The sequence below is a fragment of the Paenibacillus sp. BC26 genome (assembly GCF_900116125.1).
Classification (GTDB): Bacteria; Bacillota; Bacilli; order Paenibacillales; family Paenibacillaceae; genus Paenibacillus_Z; species Paenibacillus_Z lignilyticus.
The window spans coordinates 1,029,878-1,048,793 of the sequence record NZ_FPAD01000002.1; the positions used below are offsets into that span (position 1 = coordinate 1,029,878).

Consider the following 18,916-nt stretch of genomic DNA (forward strand, 5'->3'; position numbering starts at 1 on the left):
CTCTCTTAAATTTTCAGTTCAAATTAAGTGCTTTGGAGGGAAGGATCATCCCTCGTGTTCGACTCTTGCTCCTAGCTACCTGATATTTACGACAAGCTTGCCCGTTAACTTAATGAATAAAGGAGCAGCTGCCGCCGGCAAACTACTCCTTGGTTCGTTCAACTATCGTGTCCCGATAGCATTCCTGTAGATGGATTAAAGAAAAGCGCCTCGGTACGATGGGAGTACGCAACGGGTCATCGCCCTTTAAATCCCATCATCCAGGAGGACGCTCTACTATGAACTTTAAATCGCAGGACAAACAATATCAACTCATTGAAAAAATTACCGCTCAGCACCTCGTCGTCGGAATCGACATCGCCCAGCAATTGCATGTCGCACGTGCCGTTAACTTTCGAGGAATCGTCATCGGTCATCCAATTTCCTTCACGAACGATGAAGATGGATTTCAAAATCTTCTTCGTTGGATCCATTCGTTGCAAGCAGCGCACGGCCTTAACGCCGCAATCGTGGGCATGGAACCTACTGGCCATTACTGGCTTAATGTCTCAACGAAGTGGTTCTCGTGAATCCTCATCTCGTAAAAAAGAACAAGGAAAACCGAGATAATACGCCTTCTAAGAGCGACAAAAAGGATGCTCTTGTCATTGCAGACATGGTCAAAAACGGCTACTACTCTTTCGTTCGAAACACACCTGAGGCTTTTGAAGAACTGCGTGTGTATCTCTCAAACCGCGACTCTGTGGTTACGAGACTTGTTAGTGCGAAGAACCAAATCCATCGCTGGGTTGACGTTGTCTTTCCTGAACTCCGTCAGGTCTTTAAGTGCCTGATGTGCTCCGGTTCGCTGGCTACACTGCGTCTTTTTCCTACTCCTGAGGAGCTCTGTGAACTGCAACCTAACGACATCATAAAAGGCTGGAAATCGTTGATGAAGCGTCATTCTGGTGAGCGGAAAGCTCGATCCCTTCTCGCTCTTGCGGGCAGCTCCGTTGGCTCAAAACAAGCCACACATGCCTACAAGCTTCACTTGAAGCTGTTGCTGGATGAGTACGACCTTGCTTGCCAGCAGCTCAAAACGGTTGAGGCGGAAATTATTGCTGTTTTGGATCGCATTCCTTTTGCTAAATCCATGCTTGCTGTCAAAGGTATTAGTGCCATATCGCTTGCCGGTATTCTAGGTGAAGCCGGGGATTTAAGCGGTTTTGTTCACGGAAACGCCCTTCTGCGTCATGCCGGTCTCAACCTGGCGGAAGCGAGTTCTGGTAAATGGACGGGACAAATGAAGATTAGTAAACGCGGGCGATCTCGCCTACGAAGGTTTATCTTCATGATGACGATGAGCTTGGTCATGAATAATCCGGAATTTCAAGCGATGCACGCACACAATGTGCAGGTGAAGAAGATGAAGAAAATGAGGTCCATTATGAAACTGTGTGGCAAGTTAGCACGCATGCTCGTTGGCATGGCTCGCAGCCGTGAAGCCTACAATCCTCAAAAAACAATGCCACTACAGCTAGCAGTTTAGCCATTTTCCTACCGTTTCGTCGTACGAATTTTGGCTTATTCGCGGGATTTCAAAAGAAAGCACGGAGTACCGGATCCATTAAACCAAAGGGCACCGACCCGTACCGGTAGCATAACCGGCTTCCCCCCCTTGGAAAGGCGTAACGAAGGAATGAGAGGGCATAGACCCGTTGAGACATGGGAGTGAAAACCTCCAGGGGCGGCGTGGAGAATGCGTGCAGTATATGGAAGGATATGGGGTTGTAACCCCCCCTTTATTTCCTCACGCCTTCATTTGTTCTGGTCTACAACAATGGTTCTCTTACTATCTTTCTGTATTTCTGACAAGGGTGAAATCCTGCGAATAAGCGAGCATTCGTGAGAAAACTAAATCGTACCGAGGGAGTTGAATGCAACTCACTCATATTCTATGCTGAGCATTATAATATTAAAGAAACGCGCTCTGTTACCTAAGGGAGTGAATACATGATATTAATTGCAGCTGGTGTTGTAAGTGCATCCGGTGCGGATTATAGAATCGTCCTGCTCATATTTATAGTAATTCTCATAATAGGAATCATTCAATTATTAGTAAAGAAAAAGTAGTACAGGCTTCCAATATTATCTGGCAGCTTGTTCTACTGTTCTTTTAAACTATAGTTCCTCGTTAGTTTAAACTCCCGAGTTTATCACGAAATAAGTTCTTTATTTATAACGCCTCCACCAACGGTAATTTGATAGCCGTTGAGATCACGAAATGTAAACTCGCTCCAATGATTTGTGTAATTCGGATCTTTAATGATGGTTATATTTTTATCCATAACTTCTTGAGCTATCAAATCAACGGCATTCGTATAACAATATACATCGAAATATTGTTCCTCGTATCTGGAACTGATTGGGTTCACCTCATCTTCTTGTTTAGCTTCAATAAGAATGAGAGTCAGTTTTCCTCTCGAAACATGGTGGTGAAGAACCTTACCACCGATCACTTCATAGTTGAAGCCTAAATCGGAATAAAACTGAACTGTTTGCTCCAAATTTTTGACTAACAAGACGAATGAGGAACCATTGATGATAATCTCTGTCATAGTGAACACTCCAAATATGGATTTTTTCAATCAGGAATATCTTCACCTTAAACCCAATAAATTCCTGCTTTGACCCAAATCAAAAAAACCGCTAAAAATTAGCGGTTTTCATTCGTATGTTCTCCTTCTACACTACACTCTTTGAAGTTTCAACTTGCTTCGGCTCAGCATTTGCATAATTTGCAACCTGCGTAATCATGCTGTTTGTTATATAATACATCTCACCATCAATACCTTTAATCTGCGTCGTCCGAAGACCAAGTTCTTCTACCGTTCCCTCAATTGCATTGATTTTCACTTTATCTCCAACTGAAAATTGGTCTTCGAATAAAATGAAGAATCCTGTGACTACATCTTTTACCAATCCCTGTGCACCAAACGCCACAGCAAGTCCAACAACGCCTGCTCCTGCTAGGATACCTTTAATATCAATAAAAATTTCTAAAATGGTAATGAGTGCAATAAAATACACCACATAATAAATGACATTTTCACACAGCTTCACCAAAGTCTGTTCTCGACCTTTGCGATATGCTCGTGTTTTAGCTGTTACGATAAAGAACTTGCGCACGAATGCTTTCCCGATTCGAGTCACGATACTCGCCACTATTAAAATAAGAGAAATCTTTAATATTATTCCCCCAAACTCTAGCAGTACTGCTGTATTCCATAAGTTTTCCTGAAACCAATTCATCTCTCTCTCTCCTTTCACAAATACAATATATCATAAACTAAATTGGTTAGTTGAGAAACGGCAGCCCATATGTGAACTTCCCCCCATTTGTTAGACATGATTAACGATGGAGGTGCAGTTCATTTTTGGCTGCCGTTTCCATGCACCCCTTTCCCGTATTAATTGCATATAATACGCTAGGAAATTTCGCTGATCATCTAAGCGGGAAGGAAATGACCAATGGATGAAAATTCAAACGAATTAATAAAAGCCAGAGAAATTCAAATTGCAAAAATTGAATTTATAGCTGCGTCAATTACTGCAATCGGAGATGGTTTATCAGTAATCGCTGCCGGTCTTGCCCTAGAAGCTTTGGAAAACCCCATTGATCAAATGCCAAAACAACAATCGAGTCGTTCAAAACAGCTAGACTCTATACAATATAATCTGGATTATTACATTAACGAATTGATACAAATCAGAAATCGCATTTAATCTGATAAGTCATAATGGCTGGCATAATCGAATTCCTCATACTACTTGAGGCATTCGTAATTTAGATTATTTTTCATACCCATTAACACATCAAGGCTGCCGATTCCTTGTCGGCAGCCTCGCTATTGTCTATTGAGCTATCGTTTCCCATCAGCGTAGCATTCTGTGAGTTCAGAAAAAGTCCGTCATTCAAGAACTTTCAGCCGTTAAGTACGACACCTTGACTGAAACAATCCCTTGCGGTTACTTTTATAAGATTCGATTCTGATGCCAGAAGTAGAGTATAGTTGGAGTAGTTAAAAAGATATTCCAGGAGGCTACATCCATGTCACAGGAAATTTGGATTAATCTGCCGGTCAAAGATGTTGAGAGGTCAACCGCCTTTTTCAATGAGATTGGATTCAATGCGGTGAACGTTGGTAACGAGAGAGCCCACCTTGCCATTGGCCAAACAACGATTCTACTGTTCCCGAATGAGGAGTTTGAGAAATTTACAGGTTCTAAAACCGCAGAGACATCACATAGCGCAGAAGTAATATTTTCCATTAGCGCTGACAGCAGAGATGAAATAGACGCCTTTATTCAAAAAGTAGAGTTTGCCGGGGGAAGCATCTTTGGCAAGCCGAGTGACATTGATGGATGGATGTATGGCGCAGGATTTGCCGACCCGGACGGTCATCGCTGGAACCTGTTGTACATGGATAAGAGCAAAATGCCGAAACGTTAATGGAAACGCCGGTCACCTGCTTAAGGTAACCGGCGTTTATTTACATCTCTTATAATCTGATAATTCCATCTATTTCAGAGATTCACACTCTCTTCTATTCATTCCTCTAACGTCAATTTCCAGAATGCGATCCGATCCCGTTTCCACGTATAGGTAAGATACAGTTCTTTATCTTTGGATACAATTGCAGGATAGGAATATTCACCCGGTTCATTCTCCAGCACTACCTCATCACCCCAAGTAAGGCCGTTATCGCTCGAAAATCGAACCACTAGCGGTGTACGAGGGCTGTCCGTTGCATAGCCCGCAACCGGATTAAAAATAAGTGCTAACTTGCCATCGTCCATCAAGGTCGCATCAATACCGCTATTGTTATTGGGAAGCGAAGTTGGGTATGCTTGGCACCAAGTCTGCCCATTGTCGCTCGAGTCGCTGCGGAAGATCATGCCTTCAGTGCTGCGAAGAAGCATATGCACGCGTTCTCCGCCTGAAGACCATAGGGTTGGCTGAATGAGTCCTTTTGCGAACCAATGGTCTGCACCTACATATTCACCTAAATTCATGGGCACAGGCTCGCTCTTTGTCCAAGTTAGCCCGTTGTCACGCGATATATCGACGAATGCTTCCCAGATCTGTTTTCCTGCAGCAGACGGATCATGCCGCTCCACCGATGACGGGGCCAATATCGTTCCATCCTTCAATGCAATTGGTTTATTCCTCACAGGACCGCGGCCCCCAACATCCCCTGGAACTAATTCGCGCGGTTCCGTCCAAGTTCGCCCGGCATCTTCCGAATAGCTGACTCGCGTATACCAATCCGTGATCTCGTGGCCGACTTTATAAAACAAAACTAAAGTGTCTCCCTGAACAAATAATACGGGGTTCCAATGGGCAATCCCCTCCTCATCTGCCGCCTTGTACGGAACTGACCAAGTACCTTCGGTACGCGTGGACATCCAAATTGCCACGTCGCTGGATTTTTCGTGCTTGCCTGCAAACCATGCCGCAACCACATTACCATTCGGCAGTACTGCAACCGTCGAGGCATGACTGCTCTGAAAAGGCTGCCCTTCGTCAAAGATATATTCCTTCTCGGCACTTATCCGATTCAGTTTCTCCACGTTCTACTCACACTCCATGTTAGTTTACGACAACATATCAACGTTGTATCTTTGCAAAAATGAATGTGTCCCTCCATTCACTTCCATCAACCGATAAATCTTCGTTCTTGCTAGTACCCTCACGTTCAAAATGCAATCGCTCAGGTATTAACTTGCTTTTCGTATTTTTTGTATCGCATCGTATTTCCAACCTTCGGGCATTCAACTGACTAAAAGCAAAATCACAAATACCTTTAACGGCTTCAGTCATATACCCCTTGCAACTTAAACGTGTATCTATCCAATATCCAATTTCAAATTTACGTACATCCCAATCTATGTTATGTAAGCTTGACGTACCAACAAATTGTCCCGTTTCTTTCAAAAAGACAAGGAATCTTAGACTCTCGCGACTTAAAAATCTTACATGTGCCTCTCTAACTGCAAGCTCAATATCATATTCGGATTGTTCATTCTGCAGAAACTTTAACCAAGGTTTCAACTCATCTATCGAAGCAGTAACGGCTTCAAACACAACCTGACCATCCCCTGGTTTCGGCATTCGAATTACTAATCGATCAGTATGAAACTCATCCGGAAAATCAATCATAATTGGTTTCATAAATCCCCCCCTTTGATTCACTAAAACTTACTCCACATACCGCACTTTAAACAGACATGAAATCATCGAGTATCCGCATATTAATCCTACGAAAAACTGGCCGTTATTACTCATAACCTTTAGAAAGGGTTGGACTAGAGGCAAGTTAGTATAGAATGCCAGAACAAAATAGAATAACATAACAAAACTGATAGCAAAAACAGCAAGCTTGCCGCTATCTAATCGAAAATGCTTTGGAATTCCATGAATAAAAGCCAAATACATACCGGAGAATACAGAAACTACTATCGGAATCCATAAATGATATCCCCGAATATTATATGTTTTTGATGACCATTCATCAGCAAATTCTAGTAAAGTATTAGAATAATAGATTAGTAAAATTGCTCCGATTGACCAAATAACAGAGTAAAGATTTCTTGTGTAATTATTCACTTTATCCCCTCCTTTATTGGACTTTTAAGTCTTCACCAATCCGTTTTATACCTTCATAAATGACACCTTCATCATAATTCTTGATATCAAAATAACCCTCATAATGCTCCCAAACATCCGGACGATTAGAATACTTAGCAACAGTATCCAATATTAGATTGAATAACATGGAGGCTTCAGCTTCTGTCGGATGTCCCTCAACCATAAGCCTAAATTTCACGGTCTTTTTACCGTCGAATGATGACGCTGTAGTTTCGATCTCCTGGAGTTGTCTGAAATAGTGTTCCGTTTTTCCGACTGCATCGCCTATATCTATGTTTGTTTTTTCATTACAAGCGACTGTTACAACTAATAATATTATCGAGAGGATGAACAGGTTCATTCTATTTTTCACATTATTACCTCCTATTCATCTTAAATCAAGAAATCTTTTCCACTCAGTATTAGACGAAATACAGTCATGGAAGTTGCGCTTTGGGGCTGCATAGTTAAATAAAGGCACCCGATTATATATAATCGAATGCCTTCTTTGCTTGATTGATTTATCGTTCCGTTACTCCGCAACGCGCACGTATATCCGATCACCATGCTTTTCTACCGCCACAGGCGCCTCAAAAAAATCACTGAGACCGTCCGTCGTCAGGACGTCTTCCGTTCTCCCCCTTCGAACCACCTCGCCGCCTCTTATGAGCAGCGCATGCGTAAACACCGGCAATATCTCTTCCGTATGATGCGTGACGTAAATCAGCGTCGGAGCATCTTTGCTTTCGGCCAAGTCCTTGATACTGGCCAGCAGCCGTTCACGTGAGAATAAGTCGAGGCCGTTACATGGCTCGTCCAGGATAAGAATGCGCGGCTTCGCCATTAGCGCGCGGGCAATGAGCAGCTTCTGTTTCTCGCCCTGCGAGCAGGTGCGAAACTCGCGATCCCACAGATGGGCACAGCCCAGCATCTCCATCAGGGACCGAGCTGCATCGAGGTCCTCATCTAAAATAAGGTCATAGAGCCCAATCGTCGCATGCTTCCCGCTGATGACGATATTTTGGGTCCGGTCTGAAGCATATAGCTTCTCTTGAAGTGATGTGCTGACCCATCCGATTGTTTTGCGAAGCTCCCTCAAGTCGACTTCTCCGAAACGGTGGTCAAGCACGCTGACCGAACCTTCGGAAGGCCAGAAGTAGCCGTTCACCATATTTAGCAGCGTTGTTTTGCCGGATCCGTTCAGGCCAAGCAGTGCCCAATGTTCGCCGGAGGAGACCTGCCAGCTGACATCATTCAGCAGCGTAAGTCCCTCCCGTCGCCATGTAACATGTTCGATATCGATAATCATAGATTTATTGCTAAGCTCCTTTCAAGACCGAGAACCTTATCTTAGATAGATTGGCGATAAAATCAGCAAAGTAGAAATGATTACAAAAAATTGAGTTGCGCTTCGAGGCAGCTTCTCTCTTCCTTTTCCTGTATACCATCCACTGAACTGAAGCTTGTTTCGGTACAAAACAAAAATAAAAATGTATATGCCAAGCATTATAGTCCATTCATACTTTTCCTTAGAAATACCTAACTCGGAGTAGATTGTTTTTATCAGAAACCCAAAAATCGCTCCAAGAACCGCAATAAGCAAAATAATTCGAAGTAACTCCAGCACCACTCTACTAATAGTAACCACTTCCTTAACAGAAAATAGAGGCTCATCTCAGAAGTAATGTAACAAATAATTACAAAATTTTCTTGATTAGAAGGAAATTCCTCCCTTATCATAGAAGATATAGGACTAAAGGAGGAGTGCTAAATGACCACAAAAACCCAACGTAATTTTCAGCGGCAGATGAGGAAAGTTCAAAGGGATGCCTCAAAAGTTCAAACTGCTGCTTTTTACAGTTACATCGCAGATGATGTCATAAAGACTTACTATGATGAGAAGAAAATTAGGAATAGCTTTAATCTGTTCCGTATCATTAGAGTTGCTATGTTTATTCTCATTGCTGCTGCAGTTCTGTTTGGTGTTATAGGTTACCTTGCGTCGGAGAAGAAACTTATCTCGATTCCCATCACAACATTGTTTATCAGCATGATCTTATTGTTCTTCGGAATCCTACATCCGAAGTTGGTTTTCTTCGTTAAAACAAGACTTGAAGTAATCGGGCTATATGGCATTTCAATAATTGTTTCGATGTTTGCGGTCGGATTCTGCGCTTAGATAATTGGCCAAATTATTGTAATGGAACCTCTATCTTTTCTACTAATTCCGCTGCCTGAGATATGAAATTGTTGAATCCCACGCTAACTTGCATATTTAAACCTAAGCCAACTTCACGAAGCTTCTTTTGCAATTCTTCATAATTCACTTTATCCTCTTCGGTTAAATCGGCAAATTTATATAACTCATCATGAGGAAAATAACTCAATTTGTTATACAATTTACTAAGGATATTCTTATCTCGTTTGGATAGCGTCCCCAATTGACCCCCGGATGTGATACCAAGCCATATACCGTTCAATACGTCTCCCAGTTCAACAGTAACCAAGTTCGGTTCAGACCAATGATGGGCAACTTGGTTTGAAATTAATCCTTCCAATTCGACTAAATTCGTTTGTACCTCGGTAACGAGTATCTGTTCTTTAACAAAATTAATCCTCATATATCCCCATGCAACTAATGCGATTAAGGCGATATTCAACCCAACTGAAATCTTTACGATTACCTTTTGTTTTTTGCTCAATCGTACTACCCCTTTCTCTTTGAACATCACCGTAGTGGGAGGCTAAGATGAGACAGAAAACAACCACCCTCGTTATCTTACTTGCGCTAAGTGCATTGTTTTTCTATGGAGTAGATTTGTTCACTATGGATGGAACAAGGCATAGTTCGGGAAACGGAAATCCGGGGCTGATTGCAGTTGCATTAGCTGCCTCCGTCTATATCCCCTTGCTGCTGCTCACAGTCACTCTCACCTATACCTGGTTTCGCCAACGCAAAGCCGCCATACGATGGCTGATCGTATTATGTAGCTGTTGTATTGTTTCTGCTTCAATTTATGGGGAGATTCGTTTTATTAATCAACAACTGAATATACTAGGTGACTGGGATGACCCTGAATCCAAGCTGTATCGCTTCTCGTTCCTGAACCAGTATACAAATACTTTCTTTTTGAATGGATATACTTTCGTTGGCGGTTTGGCTTTTGCCGTATTGGTTGGCGTTTTGTTTAGTTTCCGCTTTGGAACAAAAAGGAGCGAATAATCTCCTGCTGTAATTTTTGTCTGTATGATTTTACCAAAAGAACATTGCCTGGCACAATGGTTAATTAAGTCTGTTTTGCCGGTTTAATAAAGGCGAGGCAACCGGTTAATGCCGGCTGCCTCGTCGTGTTTTTTCTAATTATCGTGTTCCGATTAGCTTAATGAACGGTATACATATAACGCGAACGCTTTTACCAGCACAATGATTATTACAGCAAACCACCCGAAAAAGAACAACCCCACACAAACACCGGCAAATTGTTTACCGAAGCTTCGATTCGCATCCGATACCCTGAGAGTAACTAACAGACTACTCAGTAATAGAAAAAATAAGAACCAAATCAAACTTTGCTGCAAGCTATGTAATATATAAATTGCCGCACCATATACAAACGCACCTAAACTAAAATAAAGCACAACTTCCTTCTTCTTCATTATTGCTCTCCACTTCTTTGCAGCCTTCTGTACCCTATATATTAAACACGAAAATAATTCCTTGGCATATTAGCAAATTGTTCCACTTCCTTTGCATTTAACCACTTACTCACCGTTAACGCCACTTCTTCCTCAACAGCTTAATCGTCGTACTTATAATCATGTATAAGATCAAAATACATACCACGGTAAATAAGTAAGATGTCACCGAGAAGCTTACCCAAGTGGCCGTTTGCGTAACGGAACCATCCGAATTTTCCACAACCGACGTCGAGTTGAACTTTAAGAATAGGAGCAGCAACATGGGCATCAACGCTGAAACGATTAAACCTACGATAATCTCTTTTAACTTGAACAATGCTGTATTTCCTCCTCGTTTGGCTAGTTTGAATATACCACGTACTGGATCTGTTCCGCCCGCCGAAAGCGAGTTCTCACTTGCGAAATCCCTGCGTATGGGAGCTGAGAGTTCCAAAAGACGACTCTCAACTCTGAATCCACCACCACTCGGGGTTCGAAGGCAGCTGAGAGTTCCAAAATGCGACTCTTAGCTATGAATCCACCATCGCTCGGATTTCGAAGGCAGGTGAGAGTTCCAAAATCAAACTCTCACCTGCGAAATCCCCGCGAAAAGAAACTGAGAGTTCCAAAATGTGACTCTCAGCTCCCAGCCCGCCTGGATCTGATGTATATTCCTCCAATCCTGTTTGGCTTAACCCGGGGCTAGCCGTTAGCCCAACGCCTACTTCTTGCTTTTTCGCACATGATAAACAACTGACGCAACACATAGGAAGCAAAAACTATGGTTGATAGGAGTAAGCGACGCTTCTTCAATTTAACTATCACTCCATATCCAAATTCACTTTACTCAATGAAGTTAATAGCAAGCCGAAATTGTTTCCCATGCATTATCATCATCGTACTCGCATTTAAGAATAAAATTCGATTGAGGTAAATAGGTTATCCTGAATTTGTGGTTACTTGGATTACTGGGGAGATAGGGGGATCCGAAAGTTGCGGTTACTCCTTGCAACTTAATGTCCGCGCCTCCTCTTCTTGAATATTCAACATCCAAAGGATACCCTTCAGAAATACGCCAATCACTAGAGTAGTAGGCCGGAACATCTCTTAAATACTTACTTCCCACAATCAGAAACAGTAGAGAGAAGATAATAAATAATACTCTCTGCCCTATTTTCAATCTCTTTCGCCCTTTTCTACTCATAACTAACCAAGAAAATGAAACAAATGATATAAAACAATTGATTAAGAAGTAGACATACAAACCATTCACTAAAAACAATACAGGACCAGCTACTAATGCAGCATAAAGCGCTAGCATACAAACTATTAGAATTGACTTCTGTAACAAGACCATACCTCCAACTACGCTTCAATCACTGTGGCAGTCCAATTTCTAATTGCATTCATGCCCAGCAAGAAATTAATATATTATTTCTCATGATTCTATTTAAATTCTTGAATAATCGTCATAACAACAGTAGTTAGTAACCAGATACATATTATAGTATAAGTGAAATATATATTTTTAATTAGGTATGCCAAAGGAAGAATAATATTGATAAATAGGATCGCGAAGACCCTTTCTTTCTTGGAACCTTCATGATATACCGCAGCTGTACCCAGAACCCAAAGTTACATGCTAAGTACAGACATAGACAAATTAAAATAAAAAAGATAAAGTTGCCTCCTCTTCCTTGCGCCTCACCTATTCAGCAAAGAATCGCGCAATATCCGCAGGCAGCTTGCTCTCGCGATGGGCCAACCCATACGCTCCGTCCTTCTCTGTAATCCCATAGTTATATCCCAGCGTGTTAGCTGTAATAAACAAGACGGTTAGCCTAGCCGCTGCATCGGTTCGAAATTCGTTATCCGGCCCCTTCTGGTCCAGGAGGCGTTGGATCGTGCGTACATCTTCCCCTTCATAGGTATGGAGCAACCTGGTCCCTCGATATATATTTACTTTCTCGACCGGCAAATCCAATAAATTCGGGTCATGACTGGGCTGATCTGCCCCCTCGAACAAAACATAAATGCTATACCCGGTTCTATTCTCGATAGTAGCAATAGCTGCACTGTCATCTTGAACAGCGACCACATCCCGATCAGGGTATCCCTCGATTTCATACACAGCATTGTTGCCGGAAATTCTCGAGCCACGTTCAACTACACCGATTTTATCGATCTTCGTGGATTCAAGTAAGGATAATTCCCAGGCGTTAAGATAACGCTTATCTCCAAAATCAATGTAATCCGCGACAGATTCATTGCTTGCATGTACGCCCGAATTCCCCCCATTCCCACATCCCGTAATCATCACCAATCCTATAGCCAGCAATAAGCGCCATCTAATCACTACAACACCTCCATTAATGACAAAAACATCCATACTCTTCAGACGAAAATAAACATCTATAGTTGCGCTTACGCACAAGCATTCTTCTTTGCCCATACAATGGAATAGGCATATGGAGATTGATAAGGAGGCAGAGCCGACATGCAGTTCGAACCGACCTTAAGGTCGAATATTATCGCGGCAGCCAGGGACTTGAACAGCAGCCCCGCGGGATTCGCTACGTTTAAGAAGTCGTTTTGCAATGAGAAGTACTGGACGTTGACGAGTGAAGGTGGATTTCAGCTCAGGGACAGCGTTATGCCGGCTGAAGCCATTCAGGATATTTTTTCGAATGGGAAAAAATACGGCTTCGAGTGCGCGACAGCCATCATCATCGTGTTGTACAAAGCCGTTCTCGATACGCTCGGAGAAACTCCGTTTAATCGGTTGTTTCAGAATCTGTACCTGCACTCCTGGCAAGCAGACAGTGACCTCGGACTAATTACGGAAGACGCGCCAAGCGAAAAATCGCAGCCCGGTGACGTGTTGTACTTCAAGAACCCGGATGTCAATCCAGATAAAATGGAGTGGCAAGGCGAAAATGTCGTTAAGCTGGGTGACGACCTTTATTTCGGGCATGGGATTGGCATCAAGAGCGGAGAAGGCATCATAGCCTCGCTAAACAAACGCCGCATTGAAGATGCAACAAAATCCGCCTACCTGGAGGATCGGTTCGTGTATCCGGATTTCTATCATTTGTCCCAATACGCTCCCGCCGATATCCGCCTGTACTACAATACGAAATGGCCGAACCCGTACGCGGCAGTAGGTGCGAGCATCGGCGTAAGAAGATATATCCGGCATTAACGCACAAAGGCCGGGAAGAGCAAATGCTCTTCCCGGCCTTCTTTTATTTGGTCCCACTAGGGACTTGCCGGTCCTTCACCAGCTTCAAAGTCGCTACAATCAGAAAACTAACAATGACGAGCAGCAGCCATGAGCTCACTTTTCCAAAATGTACGAACCGCCATGATTCGGCTTGATCCGGATATTCCCACGCGCCAAAGAACGTTGCGACGTTCTCTGCGATCCAGATAAAGAACCCTATTAACACGAACGATGGCGCGAGCGGCATCCGGTATCGTGTACCGCCAACCATATAGGTGACCCAAGTCCGCCAAAATACGAGTAGAACAAGTGCTGACAACCACCAGCGAGCATCGATCCAATAATGATGAGTGAAGAAGTTCAAATAAATCATAGCAGCAAGTGTAACCACCACCGGGAACGGCGGCCATCTTACCAATTCGACGTCCATCCGCCGCCAGGCTTGGCAGAGATAACTTGCAACACTCGCGTACATAAAGCCACTGTATAACGGAACGCCGAACACCTTCGTATACCCCTCCCCGGGGTACGACCATGAACCCATGTGCACCTTGAAGATTTCAAGTGCCAAGCCAATTAGGTGAAACAAAGTGATGACTTTAACTTCATCGCGCGATTCAAGACCGGAACGAACCATCCACCACTGCATCGTAAGGCAAATGAGCAGCAGCAAGTCGTACCTCGGGAGCCAAGGAATCTGAACAAGCTGCGTTAAAGCCAGCGAAGCGAAAATCACAACGGGGAACAGACAAGACCATGCCTGCTCCCAGCCGAAACGAACGAGCTGAAGCAATGCCCTTCTCATTATTCGTCCATTTTGTATTCTAAGACGTCTCCCGGCTGACAATCTAAAGCTTTACAAATGGCCTCTAAAGTGGAAATCCGAATCGCTTTAGCCTTCCCATTCTTCAATATGGACAGGTTCGCCATCGTAATTCCGACCCTCTCCGAAAGCTCCGTTACGCTCATTTTCCGTTTCGCCAACATCACATCAATATTAATTATGATCGCCATGTTATTCACCTCAGACCGTTAGGTCGTTTTCTGATTTGATATCTATGGCATTTTTCAACAGCTTCTGAAGAACAGCCGCGAAGACGGCAATGACCACCGAAGCAAATATAAACACCATCCCGATTACAATGACACCGGGGGAATCATCCCTCTCAGCAAAGAGGTAGAAGAGCGGCATTCCTAAGACAAACAAGGCACTGATTACGAGCGCGCAAGTTTTGATATGCTTCAAAGCAGTAACAGCTAAATCCGAGAAAGCTTGGTTCTTATCAATATAGCCTAACAGTTTGAAAGCATGATACAGAGCAATGTAGTAAGGAATCACCGTTGCGTAGAGATCAATACATACAAAATATTTCAGATACGTATGATCCGGATATAATTCTACAATATAATTCGCGATCTCGGGAATGACAAATATGCAAATCGCCAGAACCGGAATGCCGATCAGAAAAACAGTTACCTTTAAGAAGAGGGTTGAGCCTCGTTCCATGACATGCACCTCATTTCGTTGTTCCCACATTGAATTTACCATACAATTTATCGTTTTGCAATAAATTTAAATCGTTATATGATCTATTTATATTGTTTAAATCAAATACAAAGGCCGCCAAAATCCGGCAGCCTTTGTGAATCGGGATCCCCTCGCAATTAGGAGTGCTAAAGCTTCTTTACCATATGGATATCATGCGGTTCTTTTTCAAACAGTTCCTTATCCACCTCTAACGTATTCATCGAGCCGCAGCTGGAATAGAACTTGACCGCGGACTCCGTTTCCGTTGAGGAGATGTAGAGATATTCAGCCCCTCTTATGATGGCTTCATTGCTTAACTCCTCCAAGATACGTCGGCCAATTCCTTGTCTCCGGTAGTTTCGTGTAACATACATCAGATCGACTTGCAGCTGATTGTTCGCCTGGCCTCTGAACTGATGAGCCAAGACACCGAATCCAACGAGTTTATTCTGATCGTAAGCGCCAAATGCGGTCCCACCGTTTTGAAGTTCATATTCAAAGCGAGAAAGGATTGCTGCATAATCGTCTTCTCCCCAATTGGGACATTCATGCTCCGATTTGATCGCGTTTAGAACGCCGTCCCTGCATGTATAGACCAAATTGATGGTTTCCGAACGGTCAATATCGCGTATCGAAGCTGAATCTTCGAACTTCATTTGCTTGAACGTAATCATTGCAGCACTCCCCCTCCTAAGTTTGCATTAAGTACGTGGTTTCGTGCCGCAAGCCATGACAAAGTTCATCATCGCATAAGCCTCGGACGAATTGTTCAGCTTCTCCGATGCTTGCTTCATCTGATCCAGCTCCTCCTGAGTAATCACGCCTTTCTGGCATAACCCCATGAATCGTCTGATATCAAACTGGTATCGGAAACCTTCAATGCCAAGTAAATCGCTATGCTGCAGAATCGAATCCATATCGACATCGGTAAAACCCGCTTGCCTCAACAGCCTTGGCAGACTTCTGCCAATCAATCGGTTGCCACCATTCCAAGCTACATAATCTGCAACCTTTCGTAATACGGACGGCAGCACAGGTAAGTCCGGATGCAGCGCACCAAATATCCCATCATCGACATCAATGATAACCAGCTTCCCTCCCGGCTTTAACACACGAGAGAGTTCTCCGGCCGCTGCCAGCGGATCTTTCAAATGAAGGAAGAGCAGTCTTGCAATAACAAAATCATAGGAATGGTCCGGCAGCCCGCTATCATAGACAGAGGCATGGACAAACTCCAATTGCGACGCGAATCGTGGAACTAATCGATTACGGGCTTCGTTCAAGAGGGTGGAATCAACCTCCAGCGCGGTAATTGTACTCTGGGGTACCTGCCCAACCAGTTGTTCCGTGAAGAACCCGGGGCCACTGCCCACTTCCAGAATACGCATCCCGTCCTGTAATCCAAACCACTGCAGGTTACGGAACTCTTTCTCCCATCCCATCAACACCTGAACCTGCAAGCGCGCCATTTCACCTGTGTAACCCAATACGGCCTTCTCGATATCGTAAGTTGAATTCCGCTCGATCATATGTACCTCCGGGAGCACCATTGTGATAGTGGAAGGGAATGACCTTTCCTACCAGCCATCATACTTTACATGTATATCCTAAAAAAGAGAAAGTTGTTTGTTTATAATTTCCTATTTACATCTATCATCCACCGCCGGCTGCAGGTTCATATACGTATCGCGGCCGCCGAGTGTGCTGGCTGCAAGTTCATGTACTTATCACGGCCACCAATGTGCTAGCTGCAAGTTCATGTACTTATCGCGACCACCTAATGTGGCCACGTACAACTTGGATCTCACTTTCCCCGGAAAAGGCAAAGAATCGGAGTAGGAGTTGGTTAGAGTTGGGCGGAGTTGAGCTCAATGTTGAGTCTCTGAGATTCTAACGAATCGTAGAAGCCTTATTCGGCTGAATTTGGAGGTACAGAAAATCTAACGAATCGTAGGAGCCTTATTTCAGGAAAATCGGCCCTAAGATACATAAAAAACGTCCAATAAGACCTGTACGATTCGTTAAAATTTTTTCGAGGCTATTTGGAGGCAATAAGGCCTCCACGATTCGTTAGAGCATTCCACCTTTTCCAAGCACAACCGCACAACGAGATACCGCTCCCCCTTGTCCTAACCAACGCAAAAAAAGCAGCCGAACCCTCTCGGCTGCTTCTATATTGGGTGTTGTCCGATACTGGCAGCCGATCTATCTCGGCTGCTTCATTATAGGATCTTAGTGCGATGCCTGCAGCGATACTTTCTCGCTTAGACCAAGCGCCCGCGCGGTTGAAAGCTGATGTTGACGGATCAACTCAGGGTTCTTCAGCAGGGACACGCCGTAAGACGGAATCATTTCTTTGATCTTCGGCTCCCACTCTTTGATATGACCAGGGAAGCATTTCTTGATGACTTCAAGCATAACGGATACGGCAGTGGAAGCACCCGGAGATGCGCCAAGCAATGCTGCAATGGAGCCGTCAGCGGCACTGATAACTTCCGTACCGAATTGAAGCGTTCCTTTGCCGGCCGCGGTGTCCTTAATAATTTGAACACGCTGACCTGCTACTAGTAATTCCCAATCCTCGCTGTTTGCATTCGGAACGAATTCCCGCAACGCTTCCATGCGTTTTTCCTTGGATAACATGACTTGCTTAATTAGATAAGTGGTCAAGGAAACGTTCTTCACGCCAGCTGCCATCATCGTAACGAGGTTATGCCCTTTCACGGAAGACGACAAATCGAACATGGAACCGAATTTCAAGAACTTCGGCGAGAAACCGGCGAACGGTCCGAAGAACAGAGACTCTTTCTTGTCGATAACGCGTGTGTCCAGATGCGGAACGGACATTGGCGGCGCACCGACCGGAGCTTGTCCGTATACTTTGGCACGATGCTTCGCGACCACTTCCGGATTCTGACACACCATGAACAGACCGCTTACTGGGAAGCCGCCGATTCCTTTTCCTTCAGGAATGCCGGATTTCTGCAGCAAATGCAGGCTTCCGCCGCCGCCGCCGATGAAGACAAACTTCGCCGTTTGGCGTTCTACCGCGCCTGTCTCGACATTACGGACTTTCAATTCCCACGAACCGTCTCTTGCACGCTTAATATCATCAACGTTATGGTTGAATTTAACATCCACGTTCTCGCTCTTCAGGTGATCAAACAAGATGCGAGTTAGAGAGCCGAAGTTAACATCCGTACCCGATTCGATTCTCGTAGCTGCAATAGGTTGATCCAGCTTCCGATCCTTCATCATCAGCGGAATCCATTCCTTCAGCTTCGCCGGATCCTCGGAATACTCCATGCCGTCAAACAACGGATTGTGCTCCAATGCTTTATACCGTTTCCTCAAAAAGTTAACATCTTGTTCCCCTTGAACAAAACTCATATGAGGGACTGGAACGATAAAGTCCTGTGGATTGCGAATCAAGTTGCTGTTCACCAGATAAGACCAGAACTGCCTGGAAACCTGGTATTCTTCATTCACTTTAATAGCTTTGCTGATATCTATGGAACCGTCCGGTTTCTCAACCGTGTAGTTAAGCTCGCAAAGTGAAGAATGTCCTGTTCCTGCATTATTCCATTCGTTTGAGCTTTCCTCACCAGCGGTTGCACGCCGCTCGAGTACGGTAATGTTCCAGTCCGGCACTAATTCTTTAAGCAGCGAACCTAAGGTAGCACTCATGATTCCGGCACCAATTAAGATAACGTCTGTATTCGTTTGTCTGTTGCTCATGTTTACCGTCCTTCTACTCTACGATTTGCAGAAAGGATGTGAGCGTTCCTGCTAAAGCGCCACAGCAAGCCAGGGTAAA

Annotated in this window: 23 protein-coding genes and 1 pseudogene; 6 read left to right on the plus strand and 18 right to left on the minus strand. The window is 44.0% G+C overall.

Annotation, left to right across the window (positions count from 1 at the left end; all coding sequences use genetic code 11):
* Positions 1 to 278 precede the first annotated feature (278 nt).
* Positions 279 to 1,528: pseudogene (locus BM412_RS20700) on the plus strand (IS110 family transposase).
* 667 nt (positions 1,529 to 2,195) lie between these two features.
* Here the strand turns inward: BM412_RS20700 and BM412_RS20705 are convergent.
* Positions 2,196 to 2,597: a VOC family protein gene (locus BM412_RS20705; protein ID WP_091222589.1), complete on the minus strand. Its 402-nt coding sequence runs from the start codon at positions 2,595 to 2,597 to the stop codon at positions 2,196 to 2,198.
* Positions 2,598 to 2,724: 127 nt separating this feature from the next.
* Positions 2,725 to 3,291, minus strand: a complete 567-nt coding sequence (locus BM412_RS20710) for a mechanosensitive ion channel family protein (RefSeq protein WP_091222592.1) — start codon at positions 3,289 to 3,291, stop codon at positions 2,725 to 2,727.
* Between the two features lie 219 nt (positions 3,292 to 3,510).
* On the opposite strand from BM412_RS20710, the gene BM412_RS20715 reads away from it, so the two are divergent.
* Entirely contained in the window at positions 3,511 to 3,765 is a 255-nt protein-coding gene (locus tag BM412_RS20715) for a hypothetical protein (protein ID WP_091222595.1), read from the plus strand.
* A gap of 325 nt (positions 3,766 to 4,090) precedes the next feature.
* Positions 4,091 to 4,492 carry a VOC family protein gene (locus BM412_RS20720; protein WP_091222597.1) on the plus strand — a complete coding sequence of 134 codons (402 nt, stop codon included), beginning with the start codon at positions 4,091 to 4,093 and terminating at the stop codon, positions 4,490 to 4,492.
* Positions 4,493 to 4,590: 98 nt separating this feature from the next.
* On the opposite strand, the gene BM412_RS20725 is transcribed toward BM412_RS20720, so the two are convergent.
* The 5 genes from BM412_RS20725 to BM412_RS20745 all read right to left on the minus strand — a co-directional run bounded on the left by BM412_RS20725 (position 4,591) and on the right by BM412_RS20745 (position 7,979).
* Positions 4,591 to 5,613 carry a sialidase family protein gene (locus BM412_RS20725; protein WP_091222600.1) on the minus strand — a complete coding sequence of 341 codons (1,023 nt, stop codon included), beginning with the start codon at positions 5,611 to 5,613 and terminating at the stop codon, positions 4,591 to 4,593.
* Positions 5,614 to 5,650: 37 nt separating this feature from the next.
* Entirely contained in the window at positions 5,651 to 6,214 is a 564-nt protein-coding gene (locus BM412_RS20730) for a GNAT family N-acetyltransferase (protein WP_091222603.1), read from the minus strand.
* Between the two features lie 27 nt (positions 6,215 to 6,241).
* Positions 6,242 to 6,649 carry a hypothetical protein gene (locus BM412_RS20735; RefSeq protein WP_091222605.1) on the minus strand — a complete coding sequence of 136 codons (408 nt, stop codon included), beginning with the start codon at positions 6,647 to 6,649 and terminating at the stop codon, positions 6,242 to 6,244.
* A 13-nt stretch (positions 6,650 to 6,662) separates the two neighbouring features.
* Positions 6,663 to 7,043, minus strand: a complete 381-nt coding sequence (locus tag BM412_RS20740) for an IolE/MocC family protein (protein ID WP_091222607.1) — start codon at positions 7,041 to 7,043, stop codon at positions 6,663 to 6,665.
* Between the two features lie 159 nt (positions 7,044 to 7,202).
* Positions 7,203 to 7,979: an ABC transporter ATP-binding protein gene (locus BM412_RS20745; protein ID WP_091222610.1), complete on the minus strand. Its 777-nt coding sequence runs from the start codon at positions 7,977 to 7,979 to the stop codon at positions 7,203 to 7,205.
* Positions 7,980 to 8,441: 462 nt separating this feature from the next.
* On the opposite strand from BM412_RS20745, the gene BM412_RS20755 reads away from it, so the two are divergent.
* Positions 8,442 to 8,849 (plus strand): hypothetical protein, encoded by a 408-nt coding sequence (locus BM412_RS20755; protein WP_091222613.1) that lies wholly within the window; start codon positions 8,442 to 8,444, stop codon positions 8,847 to 8,849.
* Between the two features lie 13 nt (positions 8,850 to 8,862).
* Here BM412_RS20755 and BM412_RS20760 read toward each other — a convergent pair whose 3' ends face one another.
* Complete coding sequence (locus tag BM412_RS20760) at positions 8,863 to 9,372, minus strand: hypothetical protein (protein ID WP_091222616.1); 510 nt, start codon at positions 9,370 to 9,372, stop codon at positions 8,863 to 8,865.
* 47 nt (positions 9,373 to 9,419) lie between these two features.
* Between BM412_RS20760 and BM412_RS20765 the strand changes: the two genes are divergently transcribed.
* On the plus strand, positions 9,420 to 9,893 hold the full coding sequence (locus BM412_RS20765; protein ID WP_091222619.1) for a hypothetical protein: 474 nt from the start codon (positions 9,420 to 9,422) through the stop codon (positions 9,891 to 9,893).
* A 152-nt stretch (positions 9,894 to 10,045) separates the two neighbouring features.
* On the opposite strand, the gene BM412_RS20770 is transcribed toward BM412_RS20765, so the two are convergent.
* The 4 genes from BM412_RS20770 to BM412_RS20785 form a co-directional block, all read right to left on the minus strand.
* Positions 10,046 to 10,327: a hypothetical protein gene (locus tag BM412_RS20770; protein WP_091222622.1), complete on the minus strand. Its 282-nt coding sequence runs from the start codon at positions 10,325 to 10,327 to the stop codon at positions 10,046 to 10,048.
* A 115-nt stretch (positions 10,328 to 10,442) separates the two neighbouring features.
* Positions 10,443 to 10,685 (minus strand): hypothetical protein, encoded by a 243-nt coding sequence (locus tag BM412_RS20775; RefSeq protein ID WP_091222625.1) that lies wholly within the window; start codon positions 10,683 to 10,685, stop codon positions 10,443 to 10,445.
* Positions 10,686 to 11,204: 519 nt separating this feature from the next.
* A complete protein-coding gene (locus BM412_RS20780) occupies positions 11,205 to 11,699 on the minus strand; it encodes a hypothetical protein (protein WP_091222628.1) in 495 nt (164 codons plus the stop codon).
* A gap of 357 nt (positions 11,700 to 12,056) precedes the next feature.
* A complete protein-coding gene (locus BM412_RS20785) occupies positions 12,057 to 12,704 on the minus strand; it encodes a hypothetical protein (RefSeq protein WP_091222631.1) in 648 nt (215 codons plus the stop codon).
* 141 nt (positions 12,705 to 12,845) lie between these two features.
* Between BM412_RS20785 and BM412_RS20790 the strand changes: the two genes are divergently transcribed.
* A complete protein-coding gene (locus tag BM412_RS20790; protein ID WP_091222635.1) occupies positions 12,846 to 13,550 on the plus strand; it encodes a protein-glutamine gamma-glutamyltransferase in 705 nt (234 codons plus the stop codon).
* Positions 13,551 to 13,593: 43 nt separating this feature from the next.
* Here the strand turns inward: BM412_RS20790 and BM412_RS20795 are convergent, their stop codons facing one another.
* The 6 genes from BM412_RS20795 to BM412_RS20820 form a co-directional block, all read right to left on the minus strand.
* Positions 13,594 to 14,376, minus strand: coding sequence for a DUF817 domain-containing protein (locus tag BM412_RS20795; protein ID WP_091222638.1), 783 nt, complete (start codon positions 14,374 to 14,376; stop codon positions 13,594 to 13,596).
* Complete coding sequence (locus tag BM412_RS20800; protein ID WP_091222640.1) at positions 14,376 to 14,585, minus strand: helix-turn-helix domain-containing protein; 210 nt, start codon at positions 14,583 to 14,585, stop codon at positions 14,376 to 14,378. The genes BM412_RS20795 and BM412_RS20800 overlap by 1 nt, the downstream gene beginning before the upstream one ends.
* A gap of 10 nt (positions 14,586 to 14,595) precedes the next feature.
* A complete protein-coding gene (locus tag BM412_RS20805; RefSeq protein ID WP_091222643.1) occupies positions 14,596 to 15,078 on the minus strand; it encodes a DUF2975 domain-containing protein in 483 nt (160 codons plus the stop codon).
* Between the two features lie 167 nt (positions 15,079 to 15,245).
* On the minus strand, positions 15,246 to 15,773 hold the full coding sequence (locus BM412_RS20810) for a GNAT family N-acetyltransferase (RefSeq protein WP_091222645.1): 528 nt from the start codon (positions 15,771 to 15,773) through the stop codon (positions 15,246 to 15,248).
* A gap of 27 nt (positions 15,774 to 15,800) precedes the next feature.
* Complete coding sequence (locus BM412_RS20815) at positions 15,801 to 16,628, minus strand: methyltransferase domain-containing protein (RefSeq protein WP_091222648.1); 828 nt, start codon at positions 16,626 to 16,628, stop codon at positions 15,801 to 15,803.
* A gap of 703 nt (positions 16,629 to 17,331) precedes the next feature.
* The gene (locus BM412_RS20820; RefSeq protein WP_091222651.1) at positions 17,332 to 18,837 is read right to left on the minus strand and encodes a malate:quinone oxidoreductase; all 1,506 of its coding nucleotides are present in this window, start codon (positions 18,835 to 18,837) and stop codon (positions 17,332 to 17,334) included.
* Positions 18,838 to 18,916 lie beyond the last annotated feature (79 nt).